The sequence below is a fragment of the Blautia sp. AF19-13LB genome (assembly GCF_003479105.1).
Classification (GTDB): Bacteria; Bacillota; Clostridia; order Lachnospirales; family Lachnospiraceae; genus Fusicatenibacter; species Fusicatenibacter saccharivorans.
On sequence record NZ_QUGO01000006.1, the window covers coordinates 99479 to 121862 of the forward strand.

15 protein-coding genes and 2 tRNA genes are annotated in these 22384 nt (G+C 48.2%); all 17 read right to left on the minus strand.

The genetic code is table 11. From position 1 onward, the window contains the following. The coding region (locus tag DWX32_RS20105; protein ID WP_243037569.1) for an IS607 family transposase at positions 1 to 389 on the minus strand (389 nt) is incomplete at its 3' end. Positions 390 to 612: 223 nt separating this feature from the next. After that, the gene (locus DWX32_RS07860) at positions 613 to 1944 is read right to left on the minus strand and encodes an MATE family efflux transporter (RefSeq protein ID WP_055227542.1); all 1332 of its coding nucleotides are present in this window, start codon (positions 1942 to 1944) and stop codon (positions 613 to 615) included. A gap of 102 nt (positions 1945 to 2046) precedes the next feature. Further along, positions 2047 to 2640 (minus strand): NUDIX hydrolase, encoded by a 594-nt coding sequence (locus DWX32_RS07865; protein ID WP_118659596.1) that lies wholly within the window; start codon positions 2638 to 2640, stop codon positions 2047 to 2049. Positions 2641 to 2785: 145 nt separating this feature from the next. Continuing rightward, positions 2786 to 5416, minus strand: coding sequence for a pyruvate, phosphate dikinase (gene ppdK / locus DWX32_RS07870; RefSeq protein ID WP_118659598.1), 2631 nt, complete (start codon positions 5414 to 5416; stop codon positions 2786 to 2788). A 509-nt stretch (positions 5417 to 5925) separates the two neighbouring features. Then, on the minus strand, positions 5926 to 6837 hold the full coding sequence (locus tag DWX32_RS07875; protein ID WP_118659600.1) for an undecaprenyl-diphosphate phosphatase: 912 nt from the start codon (positions 6835 to 6837) through the stop codon (positions 5926 to 5928). A gap of 203 nt (positions 6838 to 7040) precedes the next feature. After that, complete coding sequence (gene carB / locus DWX32_RS07880; RefSeq protein WP_022462958.1) at positions 7041 to 10247, minus strand: carbamoyl-phosphate synthase large subunit; 3207 nt, start codon at positions 10245 to 10247, stop codon at positions 7041 to 7043. Then, positions 10247 to 11320: a carbamoyl phosphate synthase small subunit gene (locus tag DWX32_RS07885; protein WP_055219571.1), complete on the minus strand. Its 1074-nt coding sequence runs from the start codon at positions 11318 to 11320 to the stop codon at positions 10247 to 10249. Before DWX32_RS07885 ends, carB begins: the two co-directional genes overlap by 1 nt. 301 nt (positions 11321 to 11621) lie before the next feature. Next, positions 11622 to 11705 (minus strand) — tRNA-Leu (locus tag DWX32_RS07890). 260 nt (positions 11706 to 11965) lie between these two features. After that, positions 11966 to 12049, minus strand: a tRNA-Leu gene (locus tag DWX32_RS07895). Between the two features lie 162 nt (positions 12050 to 12211). Beyond that, positions 12212 to 12670 carry a signal peptidase II gene (locus tag DWX32_RS07900; protein WP_022462960.1) on the minus strand — a complete coding sequence of 153 codons (459 nt, stop codon included), beginning with the start codon at positions 12668 to 12670 and terminating at the stop codon, positions 12212 to 12214. After that, positions 12667 to 13158: a zinc-ribbon domain-containing protein gene (locus DWX32_RS07905; RefSeq protein ID WP_118640233.1), complete on the minus strand. Its 492-nt coding sequence runs from the start codon at positions 13156 to 13158 to the stop codon at positions 12667 to 12669. Before DWX32_RS07905 ends, DWX32_RS07900 begins: the two co-directional genes overlap by 4 nt. Before the next feature lie 80 nt (positions 13159 to 13238). Then, a complete protein-coding gene (clpX, locus tag DWX32_RS07910) occupies positions 13239 to 14675 on the minus strand; it encodes an ATP-dependent Clp protease ATP-binding subunit ClpX (protein ID WP_022462962.1) in 1437 nt (478 codons plus the stop codon). Positions 14676 to 14900: 225 nt separating this feature from the next. After that, positions 14901 to 16622, minus strand: coding sequence for a S1C family serine protease (locus DWX32_RS07915; protein WP_118600516.1), 1722 nt, complete (start codon positions 16620 to 16622; stop codon positions 14901 to 14903). 145 nt (positions 16623 to 16767) lie between these two features. Beyond that, on the minus strand, positions 16768 to 18594 hold the full coding sequence (gene glmS / locus DWX32_RS07920) for a glutamine--fructose-6-phosphate transaminase (isomerizing) (RefSeq protein WP_118640232.1): 1827 nt from the start codon (positions 18592 to 18594) through the stop codon (positions 16768 to 16770). A gap of 173 nt (positions 18595 to 18767) precedes the next feature. Then, entirely contained in the window at positions 18768 to 19721 is a 954-nt protein-coding gene (locus tag DWX32_RS07925) for a glycosyltransferase family 2 protein (protein WP_055219399.1), read from the minus strand. A 21-nt stretch (positions 19722 to 19742) separates the two neighbouring features. Further along, positions 19743 to 20939 (minus strand): LCP family protein, encoded by a 1197-nt coding sequence (locus tag DWX32_RS07930; protein ID WP_118600518.1) that lies wholly within the window; start codon positions 20937 to 20939, stop codon positions 19743 to 19745. A gap of 18 nt (positions 20940 to 20957) precedes the next feature. Continuing rightward, the gene (locus DWX32_RS07935) at positions 20958 to 22367 is read right to left on the minus strand and encodes an undecaprenyl-phosphate glucose phosphotransferase (protein ID WP_118595182.1); all 1410 of its coding nucleotides are present in this window, start codon (positions 22365 to 22367) and stop codon (positions 20958 to 20960) included. Between the last annotated feature and the right edge of the window lie 17 nt (positions 22368 to 22384).

Consider the following 22384-nt stretch of genomic DNA (forward strand, 5'->3'; position numbering starts at 1 on the left):
GTTATGATGATCGTTTTTACTTTCTGTTCCATTACTTCATCTAATAATTTATTCCACTTTTTGCGGTTGTAATTAAGACCACTTCCATACTCTTCGATACATTGGTCTACAATGATTCCTCTGGCATTACAAAACTGTCGCAAAAATGCGACCTGGTTTTGCAAATCGTCTTTTTGATTTTTTGTAGATACTCTGGCATAAATAACTGCCTGACGTTTATCATTTTCGATATTTATGCCTTTGAATTGAAGATATTGGTCATACGTATAATAACGCCTGTCAGTTGGAGTTCGATTTGCTTTTAAAATCCCTTCTCTGTCCCAACGCTGTAGCGTTTTAACAGATATCCCTAACAATTCAGCAAAATCCTTCGGCTTGTAGTTTGTGATATTTGATGTGTTCATAATATGATTCTCCTTTTGTATGTTTAAACACATTATATCACATTTGACAATATATTTAGTTACTTATATTTTCCTCCTTTTGCTGTTTTTCGGAGTCCATTTTACCATACCCCGGCATGATTTTCAACGCACCGAAATAATCCCTTTTACCCCAAAAATCCCCTTTTACCAACAACTTTTCTGTCGTCAGAAAAAGAGGATCGTTTTTTCACTCACGGATAACCTGAAACGTTTTCCACTTGCCCTGTTTGAATCTCCACCAGAAGATGATGCCGCGCACGGACCAGTCGAGGCACATCGCAAGAGCGATTCCCATAACGCCCATGTTCATCCAGATTGCAAAAATCACAGAGAAAATCAGGCGGACGCCGATGGTCGTGAAGAGGGAAATTCCCATTGTGAATTTTACATCTCCTGTCGCACGAAGGCCGCTTCCAAGCGGTCCGGCGTAGCAGAGTGCAATGCCGTTGAAAATATTATGCAGCAGTACCAGCCAGAGTGTCAGCCGCTTCGTCTCCTCGGACACCGCATAGAAGGAAAGGACAAACGGTGTGACTGCAAAGACAAGCGCATTCCATGCCACTCCAATGATCAGTGTGATTTTTATCAGCTTGCGGAAATAATACTCCGCTTGATCAGTATCTCCCGCGCCCATGCACTGTCCGATGACGGTGATGAATACTGGGGAAAGTGCACTGCTTGTGAGTGCCGCCATGGACCATATACTCTGGGCAATGCCGTTTGCGGCAATCTGGTAGGTACCAAACAGTGCTACCACACTGGAAAGTGCTACTTTGACGAGCTGGAAAATACCGCTCTCGATACCGTTCGGAACTGCGATACTGAGGATCGTTTTCTGGAAGCTCAAGTCTACTTTAAAAATCCACTCTTTCAGATACTGCACCGGATTTCGCTTTGAGAAGCAGAGAACCGTGATAACAGCTGCGGAAAAGATACGCGCAATCAGCGACGGAACCGCAACGCCAGGCACACCTGCATGCAAAGCAAAGACGCCGATACAGTTTCCGACTACGTTGATCACATTCGATGCAATCGAAAGGTACATCGTCGTGCTGGTTTTTCCAAAACTGCGGTACAAAGCCGCTCCCGCATTGTAAATCGCCATTGCCGGATAGGAATATGCCGAGATACGCAGATACGTCACGCATGCCGCCATGACATCATCCTCAACCTTGCCGAACATCAAACGCATCAGCTGTTCGTTGGCAACCAGTACCACTACAGAAATAACAACCGACAGCAATACCGATGCCGTCAGAAGCTGGGAAGCTGCCGCTCCCGCCTGCTCCTTGTCCTTCTTTCCGATATACTGGCTGATGACCACCGCACCGCCGGATGCCAGCGCTGTGAACAGGTTGATAAAGATCATATTAAACGCATTGACCAGTGACACACCGGAAACCGCCGCCTCTCCGACAAATCCGATAACAAACACGTCCGCAATTCCGACCAGAGCCACCAGAAGCTGCTCTAGGAAAAGCGGAATAATCAGCTTTTTCAAATCCTGATTTGTAAACATAAAACCCCTCCTGCCATTTTTCTTTCTGTCTCTATCTTAGACATCTAACAGCTCATTTTTCTAATGCTTATTCTAAATGGCAGTTCATACGCGGATTGCATATTACACTTCACAGAAATCTCTTTTCACTTTCTCACACAGCTTGCCATACACACGCTCCACAAACCATGGCTCTGTCGATTTTTCTGCGATCTGCTCCACCGGAATCCAGCCGACTGCGCTGTTTTCATCCGGCTTGCAGCGGATTTCCTGTACCGGGTCTGCTTCCATGAGATATGTCACATTCAGATGGAGATGTGTCGTCACGTACTTTCCGCGCTTCACATGGCCGTCCACCGACAGGATTTCGAGCGAGAATGGCTGATCCGATAAGAGCTTCACCTCTTCAATCCCGGATTCCTCCTTCACTTCTCTTACCGCCACGCTGCAAAGATCCGCATCTCCGTCCGCGTGGCCGCCGAGCCATGCCCAGGAATGGTAAATATTGTGATACGCCATCAGCACCTGCTTCCGATCCGGGCTTACGACCCAGGCGGAGACAGTCAGATGTGCGGTCTCATTTTCCCGCGTCAAAATATCGCATCCGCTCTCCATCCATTTCAGCAGAATCGCCCGATCCCGCTCTTCCTGCTCATTGTACGGACGGTATTTCCGGATCTGCCGCAGCAGGTTTTCTTTGGCTGTTTCATTCTGCATCCGTTTTCCCTCCCACTTTGATTTTAAACGATTGATAAAAAAGACCCCGGCGCCTGTATTTCTACAGACCGCCGGGGTCTCCTTACGTTTGAACACAAATCATGCTACTGCATGAATATCCTGATTCGGACAAATTCCGCTTAAATTAAGCGTTCTTCTGAGCGATAGCTGCCTGAGCTGCTGCCAGACGGGCGATCGGTACACGGAACGGTGAGCAGGAAACATAGTCCAGACCCAGTTTGTTGCAGAACTCTACGGAGCTCGGATCTCCACCGTGCTCACCGCAGATACCTACGTGCAGAGAAGAGTTAACCGGTCTTCCAAGATCGATAGCCATCTTCATCAGCTTGCCAACGCCGTCCTGATCGAGTTTTGCGAATGGATCGTTCTCGAAGATCTTAGCGTCATAGTAAGCATTCAGGAATTTACCAGCATCATCACGGGAGAATCCGTAAGTCATCTGAGTAAGGTCGTTGGTTCCGAAGCAGAAGAAGTCTGCCTCTTTTGCGATCTCATCTGCAGTCAGAGCTGCTCTCGGGATCTCGATCATGGTACCAACTTCGTATTCAAGGTCGCTGCCTGCAGCTGCGATTTCAGCGTCAGCGGTCTCTACTACGAATTTCTTAACGTATTTCAGCTCTTTGATATCGCCAACAAGTGGGATCATGATTTCCGGTTTTACATTCCAATCCGGATGAGCTTTCTTCACGTTGATGGCTGCGCGGATTACTGCGCTTGTCTGCATCTTAGCGATTTCCGGATAAGTTACAGCAAGACGGCATCCACGATGACCCATCATCGGGTTGAACTCATGCAGACCAGCGATGATTGCTTTGATCTGCTCAACAGATTTGCCCTGTGCGTCAGCCAGTTTCTTGATGTCCTCTTCCTCAGTCGGAACGAACTCATGAAGCGGCGGATCCAGGAAACGGATGGTAACCGGGTTGCCTTCCAGAGCTTCATACAGCTTCTCGAAGTCTCCCTGCTGCTCCGGAAGGATCTTAGCAAGTGCTGCTTCTCTCTCTTCTACGGTCTCAGCACAGATCATCTCACGGAATGCATCGATTCTGTTGCCTTCGAAGAACATATGCTCTGTACGGCAAAGACCAATACCTTCTGCGCCAAGCTCACGAGCTTTTTTAGCGTCTGCCGGAGTATCAGCGTTTGTACGAACTTTCATGGTTCTGTATTTATCTGCCCAGCCCATGATTCTTCCGAACTCGCCAGCGATGGTAGCGTCTACGGTCGGGATCAGTCCGTCATAGATGCATCCTGTAGAACCATCCAGAGAGATGCAGTCTCCCTCGTGGAACTCTTTGCCAGCCAGTGTGAATTTCTTGTTTGCCTCGTCCATTACGATATCACCGCAACCGGATACACAGCAGGTTCCCATACCACGGGCAACTACGGCTGCGTGGGAAGTCATACCACCACGAACAGTCAGGATACCCTGTGCAGATTTCATACCTGTGATATCTTCTGGGGATGTCTCAAGACGAACCAGAACAACTTTTTCTCCTCTTTCAGCCCATGCAACAGCGTCATCAGCTGTGAAGACGATTTTACCGCAAGCAGCTCCCGGAGATGCTCCCAGTGCTTTTGCCATTGGAGTAGCCTCTTTCAGTGCTTTTGCATCGAACTGCGGATGAAGCAGAGAGTCAAGGTTACGAGGATCGATCATTGCAACTGCCTCTTCCTCTGTTCTCATTCCCTCATCTACAAGGTCGCAGGCGATTTTCAGAGCAGCTTTTGCTGTTCTCTTACCGTTACGTGTCTGCAGCATGTACAGTTTACCGTGCTCAACAGTGAACTCCATGTCCTGCATATCTCTGTAATGTGTCTCCAGAGTTTTGCAAACATCTTTGAACTGTTTGAAAGCTTCCGGGAATTTTTCTTCCATCTCGGAAATGTGCATAGGTGTACGAACACCGGCAACTACGTCCTCGCCCTGTGCGTTGGTAAGGAACTCACCGAACAGTCCGTTCTCTCCTGTAGCAGGGTCACGAGTGAAGGCAACACCTGTACCACAGTCATCTCCCATGTTTCCGAATGCCATCATCTGTACGTTAACAGCGGTACCCCAGGAATACGGGATGTCGTTGTCACGACGATAAACGTTTGCTCTCGGGTTGTCCCAGGAACGGAATACGGCTTTTACAGCCTCCATCAGCTGTACCTTAGGATCGGTCGGGAAATCCTCACCGATTTTAGCTTTGTACTCAGCTTTGAACTGCTCAGCCAGTTTTTTGAGGTCATCTGCGTCAAGATCTACGTCCTGTTTTACGCCTTTCTCCTCTTTCATCTTGTCGATCAGCTCTTCGAAGTATTTTTTACCAACTTCCATAACTACGTCAGAGAACATCTGAATGAATCTTCTGTAGCAGTCCCAAGCCCAACGTGGGTTGCCGGAAGCCTGTGACAGAGTTTCAACAACCTCTTCGTTCAGACCAAGGTTCAGGATGGTATCCATCATACCTGGCATGGAAGCTCTTGCTCCGGAACGTACAGAAACGAGCAGCGGATTCTTAGCGTCTCCGAATTTCTTTCCTGTGATTCCTTCCATTTTATCGATTGCTTCCATGATCTGACCCATGATCTCGTCGTTGATCTGTCTGCCATCCTCATAGTACTGTGTACAAGCCTCGGTTGTTACCGTGAATCCCTGTGGTACAGGAAGTCCCAGGTTTGTCATCTCAGCCAGGTTTGCGCCTTTTCCACCGAGAAGGTTACGCATGTCTGCATTACCTTCAGTGAACATGTAAACCCATTTTGCCATTGTTACTTTTCCTCCTACTTGTAATTTTGATAGGTTATAGTAAAGTATTTCCAGATTGCCCTGGATGATACGTTCACCCTATACTGATTGCACCGAAAAGAAAGATATTCTCGGGCGCACACATTTATTTTACCATAAGAATATCTTTAGTCAATAAAAATATGGCAAATTTTCGGTATTTTTTTTAATTTACAGTTCACTCGTGTGTTCTGGCGGGCAAATTTCATGCTTGCATGAAAATTTGTTTGCAAGAACACACGAAGGGAGCGCCGAGAAATGAGCAAAAGGAGCTGCGCAGCAGCGGAAAGCGCTGAAAGCGCAGTTTTGCGAATGGCGCGGGTGAACTGTATCGTCTGTGCCCCTGTTATGTTTTATTATATCAGCTTTTGGTTACTTTTTACAGGGTTTTTTGTAATTTTCGCGTAAAAAAAGAAGTATCGCACAATTTTTTTCATTTTACGATACTTCTTCTTCTATTTTTCCCGGTAAATTTTCGGAATTGTTCGATTTTATGCTTTCAAAATTACGGTTTTGATTACGAAATACAGCAGCACAATCACACCGAGTACGATACGGTACCAGCCGAAGGCTTTGAAATCGTGCTTCTTGATGTACTGCATCAGGAATTTGATGGCAAAAATCGATACCGCAAATGCCACCAGCATGCCGACGATCATGATCGCCACCTCAACACCGGTAAAGGCAAAGCCGTGTTTTACCAGTTTTAAAAGGCTCGCGCCGAACATAACCGGAACGGCAAGGAAAAACGTGTACTCCGATGCCAGCTCTCTCGAGCATCCCAGCAGGATACCGCCGATGATGGTTGCTCCCGAACGGGAAGTTCCCGGTACGATGGAAAGGAGCTGGAAAACACCGATATACAGCGCATTTTTCCAGGTAATCTCTTTGATTTTTGTTGCAGACAGTGTTCTCGTCTTGTTGTAATTCTCAATGATGATGAAGAGGACACCATAGATGATCAGCATCAGTGCTACGATCACGTAATTCATCAGATGGGCCTCGATCCAGTCGTTGAATGCCAGTCCGATCACGGCTGCCGGCAGACACGATACGACGATCTTGAACCACATGATAATTTTGTCCAGATAACAGTAATTGTCTACAAAGTTCTGAATACCTGCAAAGACCTTGTTGTCGCTTGGATTGGCAAAATAGCTCCGGCTTCTGGCTTTACTTTTACCATGAAACGGCCAGAGATCCCAGAAATAGATGACGACAACCGCAAGGATTGCACCGAGCTGGATGACAACTTCAAAAACATTCTTGAAATCAGCTGTCACATTCAGCTTAATAAACTCATCTACCAGAATCATGTGGCCGGTGCTGCTGATTGGAAGCCACTCGGTAATGCCCTCTACGATACCCAGCAGGATAACCTTTAACCACTCAATGATGTTCATACGATATGTACCTTTCTCTTTTTGAATTGGATGCCCTTTTCTGGCATTCTATTAAAAATCTATCATACTTATGCTAAAAACACAAGCGCGTCACGTTTTCTTTTTTTGTAAAATCCATTCAAACCCACATTCGGCCAAAAAAGCTCTCTGCCGCTTTGTTTCTGCAGCAGAGAGCTTTTCTTTGCTTTATGCTTCTATCATGCTTATCTCTTGTCGATCGTTGCGATATCGATCAGGGTCAGCTTCTTCACATCTGTATTTTCCAGACTGGTTACGAGTGCGGTTGCGGTATCCAGAGAGGTCAGTACGTTGACACCTGTCTCGATCGCGTTCCGGCGGATGACGAATCCGTCTTTGGAGTGCTCAACACCCTGGGACGGAGTATCGATGACGAGATCGATCTTGTGGCCGAGGATCAGGTCCATCAGGTTCGGGGACGGCTGCTCGATCTTGTTGGTGCGGATCGCATTGACGCCGTTCTCGTTCAGGGCTTTCGCGGTATTTCTCGTCGCATAGATCTTGTAGCCGAGAGCCTGGAATCTCTGTGCGATCGGAACGATATCCTCTTTATCCTCATCCTTTACGGTGATGATCATGTTTTTATATTTCGGCAGGTTGATTCCGGCGCCGAGGAATGCTTTGTAAAGAGCCTCGTTGAAGGTCTTTGCAATACCAAGGCACTCACCGGTGGATTTCATCTCCGGTCCAAGGGCGATATCTGCGCCGCGGATCTTCTCGAAGGAGAATACCGGCATCTTGATGGCAATGTAATCTGCCTCTCTCTGCAGTCCCGGCTCGTAGCCAAGCTCGCGGATCGTGTGGCCGAGGATGACTTTCGTTGCCAGCGGCACGATCGGGATTCCGGTTACCTTGCTGATGTATGGCACGGTACGAGAAGAACGCGGGTTGACCTCGATGACGTAAACATCCTCACCGCATACGATGAACTGGATGTTGATCATACCGATGACATGCAGGGATCTTGCCAGACGTTTCGTATACTCTACGATAGTGTCTTTTGCATGCTGGCTGATGCTCTGTGCCGGATAAACGGAGATACTGTCTCCGGAGTGAACGCCGGCGCGCTCGATGTGCTCCATGATACCAGGAATCAGAATATCGGTGCCGTCGCAGACTGCATCAACCTCGATCTCCTTGCCCTGCAGATATTTATCAACCAGGATCGGATGCTCCTGTGCGATCCGGTTGATGATGCCGATAAATTCATCGACGTCCTCATCGCTGATGGCGATCTGCATACCCTGTCCTCCAAGGACGTAGGACGGGCGGACGAGTACCGGATAGCCGAGCTCGTTGGCTGCTTTTTTCGCCTCTTCTGCGGTGAATACGGTGTGTCCCTTCGGACGCGGGATTTCACACTGCTCCAGGATCTCATCGAACAGCTCACGGTCCTCTGCGGCATCTACGTTCTCTGCAGATGTTCCAAGGATCGGCACACCCATTTTCAGGAGTGCTTCGGTCAGCTTGATCGCGGTCTGGCCGCCGAACTGTACAACGGCTCCGTCCGGATGCTCGATGTTGACGATATTTTCTACATCTTCCGGTGTCAGCGGCTCGAAATACAGTTTATCTGCGATATCGAAGTCGGTGCTGACGGTCTCCGGGTTGTTGTTGATGATGATGGTCTCATAGCCCTCTTTCTTGAATGCCCAGGTACAATGTACGGAGCAGAAGTCAAACTCGATACCCTGTCCGATACGGATCGGGCCGGAACCAAGGACGAGGACTTTCTTTCTGTCGTTTGTCTCGACAGCTTCGTTTTCGCCGCCGTATACGGAATAGTAATACGGTGTGGTTGCTGCGAACTCAGCGGCACAGGTATCTACCATCTTGTAAGCTGCGGTGATATCATACTGTTTTCTTAACGCTTTTACTTCTTCTTCGGTCTTTCCTGCCAGTTTTGCCACCAGGTAATCCGGGAACTCAAGGCGTTTTGCTTCGCGCAGCAGATCCTCATCCAGCTCTTTGGCCTGTAATGCCTGCTCCATCTCAACGAGGATAGCCAGCTTATCGATGAACCATACATCGATTTTGGTGATCTCGTGGATCTCGTCGTAGGAGATGCCCTGACGAATCGCCTCTGCGATTCTCCAGATTCTCATATCATCTACGATGTGAAGCTCTTCGATCAGCTCGTCTTTGGACAAGTGGCTGAAGTCATAGGACATCAGGGAATCTACGTGCTGTTCCAGGGAACGGATGGCTTTCATCAGCGCGCCCTCGAAGTTGTTGCAGATACTCATAACCTCACCGGTTGCCTTCATCTGTGTGGTCAGGGTACGTTTTGCACTGATAAACTTATCGAACGGCAGACGCGGGATTTTTACAACACAGTAATCCAGCATCGGCTCGAAGCTTGCGTAGGTTTTTCCGGTAATGGCGTTCGGGATCTCATCCAGAGTGTAGCCAAGTGCGATCTTTGCAGCAACCTTTGCAATCGGATAACCGGTCGCTTTGGAAGCCAGTGCGGAAGAACGGCTGACACGCGGATTTACCTCGATAACACAGTACTCGAAGCTGTCCGGATTCAACGCATACTGTACGTTGCATCCGCCGGTGATGCCGAGCTCGGTGATGATGTTGAGTGCGGAAGTACGCAGCATCTGATACTCTTTATCTCCCAGGGTCTGGGACGGTGCTACGACAATACTGTCTCCGGTGTGAACGCCGACCGGGTCGATGTTCTCCATGTTGCAGACGGTGATGCAGTTTCCTACGCTGTCCCGCATTACCTCGTACTCGATCTCTTTCCATCCGGCGATACATCTTTCAACGAGTACTTCGCCGACACGGGAAAGACGGAGTCCGTTCGAGAGGATCTCGATCAGCTCTTCTTCGTTGTAAGCGATACCGCCGCCGCTTCCGCCGAGGGTGTAAGCCGGACGCAGTACAACCGGATAACCGATCTTGTTGGTGAAATCGATACCAGCCTGTACATCATGGACAACCAGGGATGCCGCTACCGGCTCGCCGATTTTTTCCATGGTATCTTTGAATTCCTGACGGTCCTCTGCTTTTTTGATGGTCTGTGCTGTGGTACCGATCAGGCGTACGTTGTTTTCTTTTAAGAAGCCTTTTTCTTCGAGTTCCATCGCAAGGTTCAGTCCTGCCTGGCCTCCCAGAGTCGGAAGAACGCTGTCCGGTTTTTCCTTCTGGATGAGCTGCTCTACCACTTCTACGGTCAGCGGCTCGATGTAAACGCGGTCTGCGATGTCTTTATCGGTCATGATGGTTGCCGGGTTGGAGTTCAGAAGAACAACTTCCATTCCCTCTTCTTTCAGGGAACGGCACGCCTGTGTTCCTGCGTAGTCGAACTCTGCTGCCTGTCCGATGACGATCGGACCGGAACCGATAACCAGAACTTTTTTAATATTCGGATTCTTTGGCATTATTTGTTACCTCCCATCATCTCAAGGAATCGATCAAACAGGTATCCGGAATCCTGCGGGCCAGGGCATGCCTCCGGATGGAACTGTACGGTAAAGATGTTTTTGCCGACGTATTTGAGTCCCTCGTTGGTGCCGTCGTTGACGTTCACAAAGGCCGGAACTGCCACATTCGGATCCAGGGTATCGGTATCTACGACATAGCCGTGGTTCTGGGAAGAAATGTAAACTCTTCCGGTTGCAAGGTCCTTGACCGGGTGGTTTCCGCCGCGGTGGCCGTATTTCATCTTGTGGGTATCTGCGCCGGTAGCCAGTGCCATCAGCTGATGTCCAAGACAGATTGCAAAGATCGGTACATTGGAATCGTACAGTTTTTTAATCTCTTTGATAATGGATACGCACTCTTTCGGATCTCCAGGGCCGTTGGACAGCATGATTCCGTCCGGATTTGCGGCGAGGATCTCTTCTGCTGTAGTAAGCGCCGGATAAATGGTCACTTCGCATCCGCGCTCATTTAAGGAACGTGCGATGTTGTTCTTTGCGCCAAGATCCAGAAGTGCAACTTTAAAGCCTTCTCCTTTTAAAACTGATTTTTCAGAGCAGGTTACCTTTTCTACAACTTTTCCGGTATTATACGCTTTTAATTTTGGAATAATTTCATCGAGGTGATAATTTTCGTTGGTCGTGATCATACCGTTCATGGTACCTTTTTCACGAAGAATTTTGGTAAGAGCACGAGTATCGATTCCGGCGATTCCGGGAATATCGAACTTTTTCAGGAAATTCTGAATGGTGTCCTGGCAACGGAAGTTGCTGGGGAGACGGGATAATTCTCTTACAATATAGCCATCCGGCCAAGGTCTTAAGGACTCCTGATCATCATAACAAATTCCATAGTTTCCAATAAGAGGATACGTCATACATACTGCCTGTCCCGCATAGGATGGGTCGGTCAGCACTTCGAGATATCCAGTCATGGATGTATTAAATACGATTTCACTGATCACTTCTTTTTGTGAACCAATGCTGGTTCCGGTAAAGACATGCCCGTCTTCTAAGATTAGAAAAGCTTTCATCATTCCACCGTTTTCCTTTCTTTTTCGTTCGGTTTTGAGTTTGTATGAAATATGCATCTCATACTTTAATCTTTCAGATTCTATCACAACCAGGGAAACATTTCAACTATTTTTGTCGAATTACGGAAATTTCTTTTCTGGAATACTTTTGAAGTGTGTATTGGGCATAAAATGTCCTGTCGGAATTATTTTCTTTTCTGGAAAAATAAAAATACCCTGACGGAAAGTTTTCACACTTCCCATCAGGGCAATCCGAATTGGTCCACCGGACCAATTCTTGATACGCAAAGCGAAAAAATAATGCAGGAGATGGGACTTGAACCCACACGATCTTGCGACCACAGGCACCTGAAGCCTGCGCGTCTGCCAATTCCGCCACTCCTGCATTTCTTAGTTGTCTTAGCGGTTGTCCGCTTGACAAGATAGATAATAACAGCTTTCTAAAGAAAAGTCAACACTTTTTTTGAAAAAATTTTAATTTTTTTGATTTTATGAAAAATATGGATAATAGTGATAATTTTAAACAATTTTACACTGTCTGAGATTCGTCTGTTTTTCTTTCCCCGTCTGCACATCTTCTCCGCACAGAAATAAAAAGACCCTGCCGGGAAGTTTCTGCATCATTCCAGGCAGGGTAAAAAATAATGCAGGAGATGGGACTTGAACCCACACGATCTTGCGACCACAGGCACCTGAAGCCTGCGCGTCTGCCAATTCCGCCACTCCTGCATTTCTTGTCTTGCGGCTCTCATGTGCCGTTCAACAAAACATATATTACCAGATGATTCCGAATCTGTCAACAGCTTTTTTCAAATTTTTTCAAAAAATTTCAAATTTTCTTTTTTGCCCCGAAAAGCCCGCCATCCGCAGGGCTTTTCGGGAGATCCTGCATCACCTGGACTCCCGGCAGGAAATTGCCGTCAGCAGCGCAAGTCCGAAGAAAATACAGAAATCAGAAACATTGAACACAAGTCTGCGGAACTTCTCCGGTCCAAACCGGAAGCTGACATAGTCGGTCACGTAACCTCTCTTATGCCGGTCATACCAGTTCGACATGCCGCCGCCAATCGTAAGCGCAAGCCCAAGCTTCTTCGCCTTACACTTACGTCTGCCCGCCAGCGCTCCGAGACGCGCCCACAGTCCGGACAGCAAAAAGAAGGTGAGAATTTCCACCTTCTTCGTGCTGTCCGCGAAGCCGCCGCCCGCTACGCCGCGGTTATGACATTTCCGCAGGACAATATGTCCTTTGCAGACCGGGATCTGCTCATTTTCCTTTAACTCCTCTTCTGCCTTCTTTTTCAGGCATCCGTCTGCAAGGAAAACCGCTCCCGGCAGCAGGGTCCAGATCATTCCTCTTCCGGTACCTCTGCTTCTTTTTCAGGCTCTTCTTCCGGCGCTGCTGCTTCGGTTTCTTCTGCTTTTTCTTCCGGTTCTACGTGTACAAACTCGGCATCCTCCGGCTCTTCTTCCTTCTCCGGCATAGCAGCACCGCAGCGCATGCAGAAAGCTGCATCTTTCGGAACACTTGCGCCGCAGGCCGGGCATACGATGCGGCCTCTCTTGTTTGCCACGTCTTCCCTGCAGTCTGCAATCTCTTTTTCCAGATCGGTGATATCTTTGCAGATGCCGGCAAGATTCTCGTCGAATGCTTCGCCGTTCAGATAGCGGTTGTAGATGATCTGTCCGATATCCTGGTAATTCTTCTCAATCTGATCCTCAAGCGCATGCTGACGGGTGCGGATCTTCTGAATTTCTACGAATTCATCTGTTTTCTTTCCCACAGTATCCACTGTTTTTTTCAGTGTTTTACTTAAATTTCCAAAAAAATCCTCTGCCATAGTTAAAACCCTCTCTTTCTTATCTCTTATTTCAAGAAAACGCCAGTTTCACGTCTGCTCCGCTGTGTTTTCCAGTTACCTTATTTCTGCTCTAACTTTGGAACTTCCTGACCGCGCAGGAGAATCGTCGGCCCGCCGGTCTTTTCAATATAGTCTTTTGTGATGATAACCTCTCCGATGCTGCTGTCCTTTGGAATCTCATACATGATATCCAGCATGAAATCCTCGATGATCGAACGGAGTGCTCTCGCACCGGTATCTTTTTCCAGCGCTTTTCTTGCAATAGAGCGAAGTGCATCATCATCAAATTCCAGTTTCACCTCGTCGAGTTCGAGCAGTCTCTTATACTGCTTCAGGATCGCATTTTTCGGTTCTTTTAAGATCTCGACCAGCATATCCTCATTGAGACTCTCCAGCGTAAATACGATCGGCAGACGGCCAAGGAACTCCGGCACCATACCGAAAGTCCGAAGGTCTTCTAAGGTCACCTGTGACAGCAGGTTCTTATCCCCATCATACTTGTCCTTCAGATCCGCCTGGAAGCCAATGGAAGCTGTCTTGTTCAGACGCTCCTTGATGATGTCCGTCAGATCCGGGAAGGCACCGCCGCAGATAAAGAGAATGTTTCTGGTATTGACGGTCTCGAGCGGAACCATCGCATTTTTGCTGTTGGCTCCCACCGGAACTTCGATGTCGCTGCCCTCGAGGAGCTTCAGCATTCCCTGCTGTACGGCTTCTCCGCTGACGTCTCTCTGGTTTGTATTTTTCTTTTTCGCAATCTTGTCGATCTCGTCAATGAAGATGATACCGTGCTCCGCGCGCTCCACATCGTTGTCTGCGGCCGCTAAAAGCTTAGATACCACGCTTTCAATATCATCACCGATATAACCCGCTTCGGTAAGGGATGTGGCGTCCGTGATGGCAAGCGGCACATCTAAGAGGCGTGCCAGTGTCTGCACCAGATACGTTTTTCCGGAACCGGTCGGTCCGATCATCAGCATGTTGGATTTTTCGATCTCGATATTTCCGTCCTGCGGTGCAAAGACACGTTTGTAATGGTTGTAAACGGCAACCGACATGACTTTCTTTGCACGGTCCTGGCCGATAACGTATTCGTCAAGCATCGCCTTGATCCGGTGCGGCGGCGGAATGTCCTTGATGGAAAATTCTTTTGTTTTCTTCTTTTCTTCTTTTTTCTTTACCCGCTGCCGGTTCGGGATCTGGTTGGAAAGCCCGGAGAGATCGAGCATGCCGATATTCGGCATGTTGTTCATATTATTCATCATCTCATTGATCTGGCCCGGGTTCTGGTTCATGGTATCAAAGCTCTTCTGCATGCAGTCCGGGCAGATATTGATGTTTCCCGGAAGGGTAATCATCTTTCCGGCTTTGCTCTCCGGTCTGCGGCACATGAAGCAGACTTTTTCATAGGTATCTTCTGTATGATGGTCAGAGCTTTTTGTTTCCGCCTTAGTTTCGTCCGCGGTACCGTCCACTCTGTCTTTCTCTTCTGACATGATTTTTCAAATTCCTTTCTGTAATAGATCGCTTGGTCTAGCTTGATTATAGCCCAAAAGCCATAGGGTCACAAGTAAAAACTTTCTTAAAAATTACCAACTTTTTTAAGAATTTTACAAATTCAAAAAATTATATCAAAAAATGCAAAAAAAGGCGGACAGCCAGGCGTTCATATTCCTGTGCTGTCCGTCTTTTTTCTCTTAGGAAATAGTTATTTCGAGTTTTTATCTGTTGCCAAACGGATTCTGAATACCCTGGTCATTCTGATCGGAGCTTCCGGTTCCATCGTTTGTGGTTCCGTTGCTGCTTCCGCTCGTCTGCGGCATATCTGCTGCAGAGCCAAGGGTCAGCGTCAGTGTTACTTCTTTGTACTCACCGTTGTCCGCACGCTGTACGGTGACATCTACGGTCTCGCCTGCCGCATAATAGGTCAGTGTCTCTTTTAAGCCTTTGGCGTTCGAGATGCTTCTTCCATCAAACGTGGTGATAACATCGCCTTTCTTGAAGCCCGCATCGGCTGCCGGGCTGCCGTCCACAACGCTCATGATGCAGACACCGGTCGGAATACCGTAGTTCTGGGAAACATCTGCGCTGACATCCGCCATGTTGATTCCGATATAAGCGGCCTTATCATCGCTGACTTTGTATCTTGTTGTCAGGTTCATCAGGTTCTGCAGAATCGGCTCCGCTTTCGAAATCGGGATCGCAAAGCCCATGCCCTCGACCTGTGTGGAGCTGTATTTTGCTTCGTTAATGCCGATCAGCTCACCGTTCATGTTCAGAAGGGCGCCGCCGCTGTTTCCAGGGTTGATGGCTGCATCGGTCTGGATCAGTCCCTCAGAAGTAATCGTCTCGCCGGTACTCTCATCCTGACTGGAGATCGTACGGTCTTTTGCACTGATATATCCGCTCGTCAGGGACTGGCCGGTTCCCAGTGCATTTCCGATTGCCACAACCTGATCACCGACCTCAAGGTCATCGGAATTTCCCATCACGGCAATTTTGATCTGGCTCTTTGTCTCGTCCTTGATGTCGGAAAGTTTTACTGCAACAACAGCAAGGTCATTGTCCGCATCGGTACCTTTGATCTGGCCTTCTACCGTCTCATCGTCGATAAAGCTGACGGAAAGAGACGTCGCACCGCTGACAACGTGGTTGTTTGTCGCAATCAGGAGCTCATCGTCGTTCTGTCCGACAATAACTCCGGTTCCGCTTGCAGGAACTTCCTGGCTTGTGGTTCCGAAGAATGTCTCAACTTCTTCCACCGTTGTCGTAGAAATTGCTACCAGAGACGGCATCGCACTCGATGCAACATCTTTCACGGACATCTCGCCGGTTGCTTTTACGGTATCGGAGGTATCACTGCTGTCTGCTGCCGTTGTTGTGGTGGTCGTCGGAATTGTAACTTCCTGCTTCTGCTCTGTTGCTGTACCGATCACTTTCGTACCGACTGCTGCAGTCCCAATGAAAACACCGCCTGCCACGAGTCCGAAGCACGCTGCCATGGCAAGTGTCATGCCCCATTTTTTTGCGGCTGACATTGGTTTTTTCGCTTTCTTTTTGTGATCCTGCGGCTGCGGAACGGCAGAAAACTGTGGTTTTTCCTGCTTCGGAGCACTCTGTGTCTGTGACTGGTACTGATAATGTTCTGTCTTTGCAGAAGATGTCCGCTCTGCCTTTGCCTCCGACGGGTCCGGTTCTCCGGTGTAGGAAGCGCTGTTATTCTCCTCGCCGGTCTTTCCGCTGATTTTCGGATTCACCCAGCTGTAGGTTGTCGTTTTCTTTTCTTCCGCCTTCGGCGCTTCTGCGGTTTCCTGCGGTTTTTCCGTCTCTGCTGCACTCTGCTCTGCTGTCGTTTCTGCTTTTACTTCTTCTGTATGCTCTGCAGCTTTGGTTTTCTCTGCTGCCTCACCATTTATTTCTTCTTTTTTGAATTCTTCACTCATGGCTGATCCCTCTTTCTCTTTTCTATCTCAGGCACCAATACACAGTGCTCTTATTTCTTTCTTCATTTTCTACTGCCTATTGTACGTTAGAATTGTGTTGAAACTGTGATAATTTTGAAAAAAGAGGAATTTTATGCTGCGGTTTTTATTCTACCGTAACCGATTTCGCCAAGTTTCTCGGTTTATCCACATCGAGGCCTCTGCCGATCGATACGTAGTAGCCAAAGAGCTGCAGCGGAATGATCGCCAGGGAGTTTGCAAAAATCGGATTTGTCTCCGGCAGGTAAACTACGTAGTCGGCTACTTTTTCCACTTCTGTATTGCCAACGGTCGTTACCGCCATGACAAACGCGCCTCGTGTCTTCACTTCCTGAATATTGCTGATCGTTTTCTTGTAGAGCTCCGGCTGGGTCAGCACGGCTACGACAAGGCGTCCGTCCTCAATCAGGGAAATGGTTCCGTGTTTCAGCTCACCGGCTGCATACGCCTCGGAGTGGATGTAGGAAATCTCTTTCAGCTTCAGGGAGCCCTCCATCGAGATTGCATAGTCGATGCCGCGTCCGATGAAAAAGACGTGTTCTGCCGCAAGATAACGGTTGGCAAAACGCTGTACGTTCTCCTTGTGGGACAGCAGCAGGGAAATCTGCTCCGGCAGGCGCTCAAGGCTCTGGATCATCGCATCGAAGTCATTCTGTGAAACGGTTCCGCGTACTTTGGCAAACTTCATCGCCAGAAGGTACTGCGCGATAAGCTGTGTGCTGTACGCTTTCGTTGTCGCAACAGCGATCTCCGGACCGGCCCAGGTATACATGACATTGTCTGCCTCTCTTGCAATCGAACTTCCAACTACGTTTACGATGCCAAGGGTACGCACGCCCTTTTCTTTTGCAAGGCGGAGAGCCGCGAGGGTATCGGCCGTCTCACCCGACTGGCTGACGATGACCACGAGCGTATTTTCCTGCAGAATCGGATCACGGTAGCGGAATTCGCTTGCCAGATCTACCTCAACCGGGATTCTTGCCAGCTTTTCGAAGACGTATTTTGCGGTTACACCGGTGTGGTATGCAGAACCGCAGGCAACGATAAAGATTTTGCGGATCGCGCGGATCTCCTCATCGGTCATGCCGAGTTCTTCGATCACAACATCACCGTTCTTAATACGCGGCGTCAGGGTATCTTTTACGGCTTTTGGCTGCTCATGCATCTCTTTCAGCATGAAATGCTCATAGCCGCCTTTTTCTGCCGCATTCATATCCCAGTCGATGTGGGTTGCCTCTTTCTCCAGCTCCTCCTCGTCAATATTGTAGAAGTGAAGGCCATCGCGGGTCAGTTTCACGATCTCCTCATTTTCCAGAAAATAGACATCTCTTGTATATTTCAGGACAGCCGGAACATCGGATGCAATCAGGTTTCCGCTCTTACTTGTACCAACGATCAGCGGGCTGTCTTTACGGACCGCATACACCTCATCCGGATGGTCGCGGAACAGGATACCCAGTGCATACGATCCCTCCATGCGGTGCATAACCTTTGTGATCGTTGCAAGCGGATCGCCGTTATAATAGTAATCCAGCATATGGGCAATTACCTCGGTATCTGTCTCCGAAAGGAACTCATATCCTTTGGACATCAGTTTTTTCTTTAATTTCAGATAATTCTCAATAATTCCATTGTGTACAACGACAATCGAGTGGTCTTTATTGAAATGCGGATGTGCATTCAGATCGGAAGGTGCCCCATGCGTTGCCCATCTCGTATGTCCGATTCCTACGGTACCCGGAAGTGTCGCTCCATTTTGTGTCATTTCCTCAAGCACCTTCAGACGGCCCATTGCTTTCTGCATCTGAATTTTGTTTCCATCGTATACAGCAATTCCGGCCGAATCGTATCCGCGGTACTCCAGCTTTGACAATCCGTCCAGCAGCACCGGGGCAGCCTGGCAGGTTCCAATATATCCAACAATTCCACACATAGATTTTTTCCTCCTAACAGCAAAAGGCGGCACCCTTGTTCTGTTTTCAGGTTATGCCGCCTTCTAATTTCTTGTTCTTTACTTTTTTACCACGCTGCTCCGTTCTCTGTCAACCTTATGGAGCATTTCGTATTTACTTACAAAATCTTTTTATTTTTGTTTTTTACTTTCACTTATCTTCTATTTCGTTTTTTTCTTATCTTTCCGTGATATTCCCACCACGTTTTGTTTGAGGTACACCAGCGGATCACACCGTCCGGAAGGCTTTTGTATCGTTTTCCGAGGAAGTATCCCACATATTTGAATCCGCTTTGAAAAAATAACGTGACGAGCAGCCACGGCTTATGAATTTTGCAGACGTAGGATGCCGATTTTTTCACCATACGGATTCCCTCACCCTCAGACGGATACGCATCAAAGATCTCCGGATGCTGTGCCTGGGATACACCGAGGTCGAAATTGCGGTGAAGCTGTGCCAGACAACCGTAATTGTGGGAATGTACCACCTTCGCATCTGCCGCATAGGCAATCGCATAGCCCGCCTGCACAAGATGCCCGGCATAGATCATATCTTCGTTAAACAAGGTGCTTTCTACAAATCCACCCAGCTCTTCATATGTCCTGCGGTCATACATTGCACAGACATTGGAGCAGAAAAAAGTCTTAACACCAAGTTTTGGCAGATCACCGGCATCCTTGATATCACTCTCCTCCGGATAGTTAAAGCCTCTCGTAAACCGTTCCAGTGTACGGCAGTCATCCCGCGGAAGCTGCCGCGCATAGGCCGCCTTCACATGCGGCAGTGAAAATTTTTCCACCAGATGTTCCACGCACGCATTGTCGTACGGCATGGCATCCTGGGTCATAAAAAGCAGAAGATCCGCATCCGAACTTTCTGCCATCGCCCTTCTCGTTCCGCCGTGGTCAAATTCGCTTGGCCGGATATGCTCTACCATAATTTTATCCGATAACTGCTCCCACGCCGGGTTCCAGAACTTTTTCCCTGTGTTTACAACCCGGATCGACCGGATCGGGTAAGTCTGTTCCAAAAGGCGGGGCAGAAGCTCTGCGAACTCCTGCCCTGGTTTATACGTTGGTATCATAACATCAACGGTATAGAATTTCATGTCTGGTTTTCTCCCTCGTATTTAGTCGCCTGCGATCACCGAATCTGCCTCTGCACCAGGCCCCTGGTTCAGCACATAGCCGATCATATCTTCATCGTAACCGCTCTTTCTTGCAATGTAGTCGCTGTACTCTGTAACAGCCGCAGACGGTTCATACGAAAGACCCGGATACAGATATTCATGCAGCTCTCTTACATTGAACTCCAGCGTAACCGGAATTACAACATCCTCACCAATGGCATTCACTACATTTTCACCATAGCAGAGCTGGAACGGATAGGCATAGGAGGTTCCCATCGTATACGTTACCGCATGCATACCAAGTTCCAGGATTTCATTCTTGGTAAGACTGGTGCTGACATTTCCCATCACCTTGTCCAGAATTTCCGGAATCTTGGTCGGATTCTGTTTCAGCTTCTGTACCATAAGATTGATAACAATTCGCTGACGGCTGGTACGTTTTGCATCATCACCGCCGCCATAACGGATCCGCGCATAGGAGGTAGCAAGCGCACCGCTGACATGACGTACTTCGCTGTAATCATCCCCAAGGTCCTCATCATACGGAATAGCTTCATACTCTACGCCCTGTGCTTCCGATACCTCTCTGTTGTAGTTGTTTGCATGAACACACTCTGCATTTGTCATCTCGATGTCGAGACCGCCCAGGACATCAATCGCATCGGCGAGTGCCTTGAAGTTTACGGTAACGTAATCGGTCAGTGCAAAGTCAAGGTTTGTATTCAGCATGGAGAGCATACTCTCCGGGCCGCCGCGGTTGTATGCGGAATTGGCTTTGTCAAACTCATAATATTCATCGGTATATTTCGCCATATTCATCCAGGTGTCACGCATAATCGACACCATACGGATTTCCTGCTTGTCATGATCAATACAACAGAGAATAATCGTGTCACTGTTCATGCTTTCTGCCAGCTCGGAGCCTTCCACACCTCTGGCATCCACGCCGACCAGCGCGATGACCTGTGTACCGGACATCTGTGAGAGATCGGTATTTGCCTTTACTTCACTGTTGATCTGAATCTGGGAGCTGTCCAGCGTATCCTGATTCATCTTATCCATCGAACGGTTGATCCATGCGTAGACGAACAGAATTCCGGAAAGAATCAGCAGAACGGTGATTTCAATTCCGAAAATTATTTTTCTGCGGCGCATTTTTTTGTATTTTCTGCTCTTTTTGTAATTCTTCTTCGACATCTCTTTTCCCCTTATCTTTTAGTAAGCGTTTTTATTCACAAATCCTTTGAAAAAGGTCAGGAACAGAATTTTAAAATCAAGTCCCAGCGTCCAGTTTTCAATATAATACAGATCACAGTCAATACGCTTGCGGATAGAAGTATCCCCCCGGTATCCATTCACCTGCGCCCATCCCGTAAGACCGGGACGAACCTGATGTTTTACCATATAACGCGGGATCTCCTCCCGGAATTTTTCCACAAAGAAAGGTCGCTCCGGCCTCGGTCCGACCAGGCTCATATCTCCTTTTAAGATGTTAAAGAGCTGTGGAAGCTCATCAATGCTGGTATGGCGCATGAATTTTCCAAATCCCGTCACACGCGGGTCATTCTTCACGGTCCATGCCTTCTTTTCTTTCTCCTCCGTCTGAACTTCCATCGAACGGAACTTGTACATTTCAAACGGTTTGTTGTGCAGTCCGACGCGTGTCTGACGGTAGATCAGCGGACCCGGTGAGGTCAGCTTGATCATGATGCAGGAAAACAGCATCACCGGTGAGAACAGAATGATCGCCACGAACGCGCCGAAAATATCCACAATCCGTTTCAGCATCGCGTTGAACGTGTTGGAAAGCGGCACATAGCGGATATTGATGACAGGAAGTCCCTGCAGGTCTTCTGTGTACGGCTTTGTCGGAATGATGTTGTGGTAATCCGGCACAAACTGGGTATGTACGCCGGATTTTTCACACATGGCAACGATCTCCTCCAGGCGGAAGTATTCGTTCAGGCCAAGGGTAATGGCAATTTCATCCAGTTTGTTTTCCGGCAGAATGACTGAAAGATTGTTGATTCTTCCAAGAACCTTGACACCGCGGTACATCGTTCCCGCTTTGACATGGTCATCGAGGATTCCGCGGACGAGATAGCCCCACTCCGGGTTTGCAATGATCCGGTCAATGTATTCCTCGGTCGCACGGCTGTAGCCGACCATCAGAATCTGCTTCTGGTTGCGGCCGTGTTTCCACATATTGCTTAAGATATAGTGGATCAGATTTCTTATGATCGTTTCCAGTGTCACATTCAGCACAAAGAAGATGCAGAGCATACCACGGGAAAAGTGAACCTGGCGCACCATGTAAAGGCTGGCCAGCCAGACCAGAAATCCAACCGTATTCGCTTTTAAGATATTGGCAAATTCCAGACGTCTTCCCTGAAAACGCTTGGATGCATAGAGATTGAATGCATAGTAAAGCAGCAGATAGCCGGGCACGATATAGAGCAGTGCCATCATATACGTCGCCGGCGGCAGAATTCCCCTCTCCGGATGATTATTCATAACGCCCAGCCGCACATAGCAGTACCAGGACAGTACGTAGGAAAGTGCGAGCACCAGGGCATCGATCAGAACGTGCATCCGGTCAAAATATTTCTGATTATCGTTGATCAAATTCGTTCACCTTATCT